The following is a 7,351-nucleotide window of genomic DNA, read 5'->3' on the forward strand; positions in this document are numbered from 1 at the left end:
AAAAATTTGACAAAGAAGCATTTTTTTGAATAAAATCTCTTATTCATTATTAAATACTACATTTTCTACATTTTAGAGGATATATGGAAAATACAAAAGAAAAAAAACAACATCAAAGAACACACATTCCAGTGGAAGGTTATAAGATAGAAGATTTAAAGTTGCTTGATCTAGAAAGCTTAGTTAAAATTGCTAATGAAGCAGAAATAGAAAACCCAAGAGAATTTAGAAGACAAGATCTTATTTTTGAAATTCTAAAAGCACAAACCAAAAAAGGTGGTTTTATACTCTTTACAGGAATTTTAGAAATTTCACCTGAAGGCTATGGCTTTTTGCGTGGAATGGATTCAAATTTAAGCGATAGTGTAAATGATGCTTATGTGTCAAACTCACAAATTCGCAAATTTGCTCTGCGTGTTGGAGATATAGTTACTGGTCAAGTTAGAGAACCAAAAGATCAAGAAAAATACTATGCTTTGTTAAAAATTGAAGCGATTAATTATCTTCCATTAAAAGAAGCTAGAGAAAGACCTTTATTTGACAATCTTACTCCAATTTTTCCAACTGAAAAAATCAAATTAGAATACGATCCCTTAAAACTAACAGGTAGAATGCTTGATTTATTTGCCCCTATAGGAAAAGGCCAAAGAAGCTTAATCGTAGCACCTCCAAGAACTGGTAAAACCGAGCTAATGAAAGAACTAGCTATTGCTATTGCTAAAAATCACCCAGAGGCTCATTTGATTGTACTTTTAGTAGATGAGCGCCCTGAAGAAGTTATAGATATGCAAAGATGTGTTAAAGGCGAGGTTTTTAGCTCTACTTTTGACTTACCTGCTTATAATCATGTTAGAGTAGCTGAGCTTGTTATAGAAAAAGCAAAAAGAATGGTAGAAACAGGCAAAGATGTCATTATCTTGCTTGATTCTATCACAAGATTAGCAAGAGCTTATAATACTGCTACGCCAAGTAGTGGTAAAGTTTTAAGCGGTGGAGTTGATGCAAATGCCTTACATAAACCAAAACGCTTTTTTGGTGCAGCTAGAAATATAGAACATGGTGGCTCATTAACCATTATAGCAACTGCTTTGATAGAAACAGGCTCAAGAATGGATGAAGTAATTTTTGAAGAATTTAAAGGAACAGGAAACAGCGAAATCGTTCTTGATAGAAATATTTCAGATAGAAGAATTTACCCTGCAATTAACATCATAAAATCAGGTACTAGAAAAGAAGAATTACTCCAAGGTGTTGAAAAGCTTCAAAAAATTTGGGCAATTAGATCAGCTATTTCACAAATGGATGACATAGAAGCATTAAAATTTTTATACTCTAAAATGCTAAAAACCAAAAGCAATGAAGAGTTATTATCTATCATGAATGAGTAGCAATGCTTCAAGCTCTTGCTGTTAAATACAGACCAAAAAATTTCAATGAGCTTGTAGGGCAAAATACTGTTTCTACAAGCTTAAAATATGCTCTTGAAAATAACCGTTTAGCGCACGCTTACTTATTCTCAGGGTTACGCGGAAGCGGAAAGACTTCAAGTGCAAGAATTTTTTCAAGAGCTCTAGTATGCGAAAATGGACCAAGTGCTAACCCTTGTGGAGAATGTTCCCAATGTTTATCTTCACTCACTGGCTCTAATATAGACATTATAGAAATGGATGCTGCAAGCCATAGAAGCTTAGAAGATATACAAGAACTTATCGAGCAAGTCAAATACGCTCCATCTTTAGCTAGGTTTAAAATTTTTATTATCGATGAAGTGCATATGCTCACCCCACAAGCAGCAAATGCCTTGCTTAAAACCTTAGAAGAGCCACCAAGCTATGTAAAATTTATACTAGCAACAACCGATCCTTTAAAACTTCCTGCCACAGTTCTTTCAAGAACGCAGCATTTTAGATTTAAGCAAATTTCTACCCATGATATCTTAAATCATCTTGAGTGGATTTTGGAAAAAGAAAATATTAGTTATGAAAAAGAAGCTTTAAAACTCATTGCAAGAAGCGGAAACGGATCTTTAAGAGATACCCTAACCTTACTAGATCAAGCCATAGTATATTGTCAAAATGATATACAAACACAAAAAATCACCACTATGCTAGGCTTTTTAGATCCAGCTAAAATTGAAGAATTTTATCAAGCCATTTTAGCCAATGATAAAGATAAAGTTCTTGAGTTTTTAAAAGAATTTGAAGATTATGAGGCAAGTAATGTCATTGATGAGATGATATTTTTTTTAAAAGAAGCATTTTTTGCCAAAAATCATCTTTTTTCTATATTAATTTATGAAAGATTTTTTAGAATTCTTTCACGTGCTAAGACTATGTTAAATTCTAGTGATGATGATAGTTTTGTGCTTTGCGTTATGGCTTTCATGCTTATAGAAGCAACTTATCTAAAAAGCATTGATGAGGCTATTAAAGGTTCAAAGCAAGATAACATGTCAAGCCCAAAACAACAAGAAACTCCTTCTATTCAACAAACCCCTAAAGAAGAAAAACTTAGTCCTTATGAAAATCTCTTAAAAGCAATATATAAAAGAGATTATGACTTAGCTGAAGTTTTCAAAAAAACCACACAGTTTGTTTCTTTTGAAGATGACATTTTAAGCATTAGCTCGCATGCTAAAGATGATGATAGAATGGTTTTAAACAATGGTTTTAAATTAATCAAAACATTGCTTCATGAGCTTTTTGGAGAAAAAGCACAAATTAAAATCCAAAAAATAGAAACCATAGACACTCAAAAACTACAAGATATATTCAAAACTCCCATAAAACAAGAAGTAAAAAGCACTCCAAATTTAAATGAGCATTTTGAAAATTTTAAAAAAGACGCTAAAAAATACGACCCTAAAGACGAAACCAAAGAAGCTCTTAACAAGCTCTTTGGTTCCCCAACTATACAAAATTAAAAACTACCATTAATTGAAATATAAATTCTTCTTCCCTCTTCTATACGATTATAAGTATTTACCCAAGTATCTTCACCTTTGTTTTTATAAGATTCCCAATCATTTGTAAAACTTTTATCAAAAAGATTATAAATTGCTGCATTAATATTCCAATTTTTATTGATATCATAACGCACACCCATAGAAGCTAAAAAGACATCTTGGTAATATTCTCTATTAATATTTGTATCACCCATATATCGATCTATTTGCCATTCGCCTTTTACCCATGGAGTGAATTTATTAAAGATATTATAACTTGCTTTTAGCATGATATTGTGTTTTAGACTATCAATTTCTGGCTTTCCTATCACAGTTTTATCTTGTGCATCTTTTACTTCACTATCAAGATAAGTATAAGCTAAATCTAAATTTAAATGTTCTATAGGGGTAATCCCTGCTCCAAGCTCTATGCCTTTGTATTCAACCTTGCCATGATTAATCGCTTGATAACAAGACTCAGCTTCGCATTTTCCAACACCCGAAATCATACTATCTTTGTCGAATTTTTGACTAGAAATTTTATCTTTGAAATTGGTTAGAAAGCCAGTTGCTGAAATATAAAATAAGTCATTATTATAAACAGCAGCTAATTCATAATTAAGCGATGTTTCTTCTTTTAAATTTGGATTTCCATACATAGGGTACTTGCCCTGTCCACTATAATTATAAGCACCTGCTATCAATCTATTAGCGTATGGAGTTCTAAAGCCCGTTGAAACACCACCTTTTAAAGTAAGTTCGCTAGTAGGATTATAAACCAAATAAGCTCTTGGTGAAATATTATTTCCAAAAATTTCATGATAATTATATCTTGCACCAAAAGTAAATCTTAAATCATCTCTTATACTATACTCATCTTCTGCAAAAAGAGCTAATAAATACTGATCAAAATTCGTAGGATTAGCTATTTTATCTTGCATTTTTTCAAGTCTATATTCACCACCCACGCTTAAAATATGACTTTGGCCTAAAGGAATAACTGATCTTGTATCTACAATAATATCTTCAGCAACTATATCTCTATTTTGTCCTAAAAATGGTTGTGTTTTTTGACCAACTACCTCACGACCATCATTACTTACACGGTTATACTGCAAGGTAGAAGTAATCGAAAAGTCTTCATATACCCCCTCATGACTTAAATAAGTTACCAACTTATCTACTTGCATAGTATCTGTATAACCACCTGTTAAAGCCCCATTATCACCAGATGGCTTAGTCAGCGTTCCTAGTTGGCCTTTTTTGTTATCATAATGATTTCTTGAAAAATCAATATCAAATATCAAAGTATTATAATCATCTACTAAATAGTTTAACCTAGTTCCTAAATTAAAATTATTAGCTTTTGTAGGACTTTGAGCTTGATCACCTTGCACTCTTTGTCCGCTACCATTACTAAATTCAACATTCGACTGTTCTCTGTAAAACTCTCTAAAACGTAAGGTTAATCCTAGGCGATCATTCATCAACGGGCCGCTTGAATATATACTTGTACCATAAGTATTACCCCATTCTTTATGTGCATTAAAAATACTATCTAGACTAACTGATGTTTCCCATTTATCACTTACTTTTTTTGTGATGATATTCACAACACCACCTAAAGCTTCAGAGCCATATAAAGTACTCATTGGCCCTTTTATCACTTCTATTCTTTCTATACTAGAAATTGGTGGTAAAAATGAATTTGAAATTTCATTAAAACCATTAGGCCCTACTTCTCCGCCTATCCCTTGTCGTCGTCCATCGATTAAAATTAAAGTGTATCCTGTAATACCTCTCATGGTAATGTTATAAGATCCAGTTTTTCCTTTACTAGCGAATAAATCCACACCAGGAATATCAGCAATAGCTTCGGCAACATCTCTATAAGGCTTACTTTCTAAATCTTTTTTGCTAATCACATTTATAGTAGCAGGGGCTTCTTTAATATCTTGAGAAAAACCAGAAGCGCTTACTATGGAGCTATCTAATAAAACTTCTTGCGATAAAGCATTGCAGACCAAAAAACTAGCAACACAAAACGATAAACAATGTTTTTTCATTATTTCCTTTCTTATAAATAAATTTTCAAAACTGGAATATTATGATAATAATTATTAATTTAAAATAAATTTATTGTATCAATTATGATAATTGTTATTAATAAAAAATTTAATTTTTAGTAATATAATCACAAAAAATAAAACGAGGATAAGATGGAATTTTTAAAAACTTATATTGACTTAATTATATTTATTGTTTTAGGAATAATGGCATTTATTGCTATATGGTGCACTATAGAACGTATATTGTTTTTTAGAAAAATTAAGCTAAATGATTATCAATGTCAAGAAAAATTTGATGATGCAATTAGTGAAAATCTCACCATGCTTTATATCATTTACACCAATGCTCCTTATGTAGGACTTTTGGGAACTGTAGTGGGGATTATGATTACATTTTATGACATGGGCGCAAGTGGGAATATTGATGTTAAATCTATTGTTATTGGTTTATCGCTAGCTTTAAAAGCTACAGCATTAGGAATTTTAGTTGCTATCCCTTCTTTAATGGCTTACAATGGATTACTTAGAAAAATATCAACCTTGAGTAATGCATATCGTATTTTTAAGGATAAAAATGCTTAAATTACCAAAAAATGAAGGCTTAAACATCATTCCTTTTATAGACATAATGCTTGTTTTACTAGCTATTGTTTTAAGCATATCCACCTTTATCGCGCATGGTGAAATCAAAATCAATCTACCTCAAAGTGAAAATTCAAATTCTATAAACGAAAATAAAGACAAAGTGAGTATTTTAATCAATAAAGAAAATGAATTTTATATAGATGGAAAAACAGCTTCCTTAGAAGAAATAAAAGCAAAATTTGACACTATAGATTCTAAAACATTAGTAGAGTTAAAAAGTGATAAAGAAGCAAAATTTGAAAGTTTTGTAAAAATTATTGATATTTTAAAAAATAAAAATCATGAAAATTTTCAAATTTTAACAGAGCAAAAAAGATGAAAACATTCATAAATAATCATAAAAATCAATCCTTTTTTATCACTTTATTTCTCTTTTTGCCTTTATTTTTTGTTTTTATTTATACTAAGAGTTTTTTACATATACAACATAGTGCTTCAAAAGAAGAAAAATTTAATATAGCAATAAAACAATTTTTACAAGATTCCCCTAAAGTAAAAACGAAACAGCCTAAACAAGAAAAAATAAAAAAGCCAGAACAAACAAAAGAAAAAGCTATCATTCAATCTAAAAAAACAAACACTTTAACCAATACCAAGGCAATAAATCAATTAAATGAAAAAATAAAGCCTCAAAAAACTACAGCACAAGAAAAAAATACTCCAATAACTTCTCAAGAAAGCATATCTTTAGCTAATAACAATGAGCTTTTAAAAGAAGTCAAACAAGCTATAGATGAAGCTTTAATCTATCCTAGACAAGCTAAAAAAATGCGAATGAGTGGCGAAATTTTAGTAGAATTCACATGGACTAAAGATAAAAATCTATTAAACTTAAAAATATTAAAACCATCAAAATATAAATTATTGAACGATAGTGCCTTAGAAACTATACGTATAGCGTCTAAGAATTTTCCACAATATGAAAAAACTTTTCATATAAGAATACCATTAATATATAAAATAAACTAAGCAAAATTGCTTAGTTTGTCTTGACTAAATTATGTCCTTTATAGATCCCATAAATTTTATAGTCTCCATTTTTAAGCATTAAAACTACAGGATATTCTTCTTCATAACCTTGCTCCATTCCAGGACTTCCCTGAGGCATACCAGGAGCAGAAATACCTATAACATCTTCAGGCTTATTTTTCAAAAGCCAAGCAACTGCATCTTCAGGCACATGCCCTTCTATAACATAACCATCAATTACGCCAGTATGGCAACTTTGATACATAGGCTGAATATTCATTTTTTCTTTTATTTTTAAAAAATCATCGCTTTTGTGTATTTGCACTTTATAACCTTTATCTTTCATATAATTAGCCCAAAGATCGCAGCATCCACAAGTAGGACTTTCATAAATATTTAATAATTTCTCATTAGCCAATAAAGTTGCAAAACCCAGTGATAAAGTTAAAAATAATTTTTTCATATATCCTCCAAAAAAAACAAAAAGATAAAATACATTATAAAAATTAATATTTTTTATAAAACCAATAATTTTTATTTTAAAATCTATAAAAATACAAAAATACACTCTTGCTTCACTCACAAATACTTTTTTACCTACAACTAAAACCCAAGCTATATACCAAACAAAACATTCAATGAATAATTTCAAACCAAATTTATTAACTCTATTAAAAGCTTAAACCAAAATTTGTTATAAACATTTCAAACATAAATCAACCAA

At 30.1% G+C, this 7,351-nt stretch carries 7 protein-coding genes; 5 read left to right on the forward strand and 2 right to left on the reverse strand.

Annotated elements, in window-relative coordinates:
- Positions 1-83: 83 nt before the first annotated feature.
- Positions 84-1,388, forward strand: a complete 1,305-nt coding sequence (gene rho / locus L8X36_RS07115) for a transcription termination factor Rho (RefSeq protein WP_263683209.1) — start codon at positions 84-86, stop codon at positions 1,386-1,388.
- A 2-nt stretch (positions 1,389-1,390) separates the two neighbouring features.
- The gene (locus tag L8X36_RS07120; RefSeq protein WP_263683210.1) at positions 1,391-2,923 is read left to right on the forward strand and encodes a DNA polymerase III subunit gamma/tau; all 1,533 of its coding nucleotides are present in this window, start codon (positions 1,391-1,393) and stop codon (positions 2,921-2,923) included.
- Here L8X36_RS07120 and L8X36_RS07125 read toward each other — a convergent pair.
- On the reverse strand, positions 2,920-5,010 hold the full coding sequence (locus tag L8X36_RS07125) for a TonB-dependent receptor domain-containing protein (protein ID WP_263683211.1): 2,091 nt from the start codon (positions 5,008-5,010) through the stop codon (positions 2,920-2,922). The genes L8X36_RS07120 and L8X36_RS07125 overlap by 4 nt on opposite strands.
- 153 nt (positions 5,011-5,163) lie before the next feature.
- On the opposite strand from L8X36_RS07125, the gene exbB reads away from it, so the two are divergent.
- Genes exbB through L8X36_RS07140 form a run of 3 tightly spaced genes read left to right on the forward strand, consistent with a single transcriptional unit; the run spans position 5,164 to position 6,627 of the window.
- A complete protein-coding gene (gene exbB / locus L8X36_RS07130) occupies positions 5,164-5,595 on the forward strand; it encodes a TonB-system energizer ExbB (protein ID WP_149062773.1) in 432 nt (143 codons plus the stop codon).
- Complete coding sequence (exbD, locus tag L8X36_RS07135; RefSeq protein WP_039628097.1) at positions 5,588-5,977, forward strand: TonB system transport protein ExbD; 390 nt, start codon at positions 5,588-5,590, stop codon at positions 5,975-5,977. Before exbB ends, exbD begins: the two co-directional genes overlap by 8 nt.
- A complete protein-coding gene (locus L8X36_RS07140) occupies positions 5,974-6,627 on the forward strand; it encodes an energy transducer TonB (protein WP_263683212.1) in 654 nt (217 codons plus the stop codon). The genes exbD and L8X36_RS07140 overlap by 4 nt, the downstream gene beginning before the upstream one ends.
- 10 nt (positions 6,628-6,637) lie before the next feature.
- Here the strand turns inward: L8X36_RS07140 and L8X36_RS07145 are convergent, their stop codons facing one another.
- A complete protein-coding gene (locus L8X36_RS07145) occupies positions 6,638-7,090 on the reverse strand; it encodes a DUF411 domain-containing protein (protein ID WP_263683214.1) in 453 nt (150 codons plus the stop codon).
- Between the last annotated feature and the right edge of the window lie 261 nt (positions 7,091-7,351).

This window comes from Campylobacter sp. CNRCH_2014_0184h (genome assembly GCF_025772985.1).
In the GTDB taxonomy this organism is placed as follows: Bacteria; Campylobacterota; Campylobacteria; order Campylobacterales; family Campylobacteraceae; genus Campylobacter_D.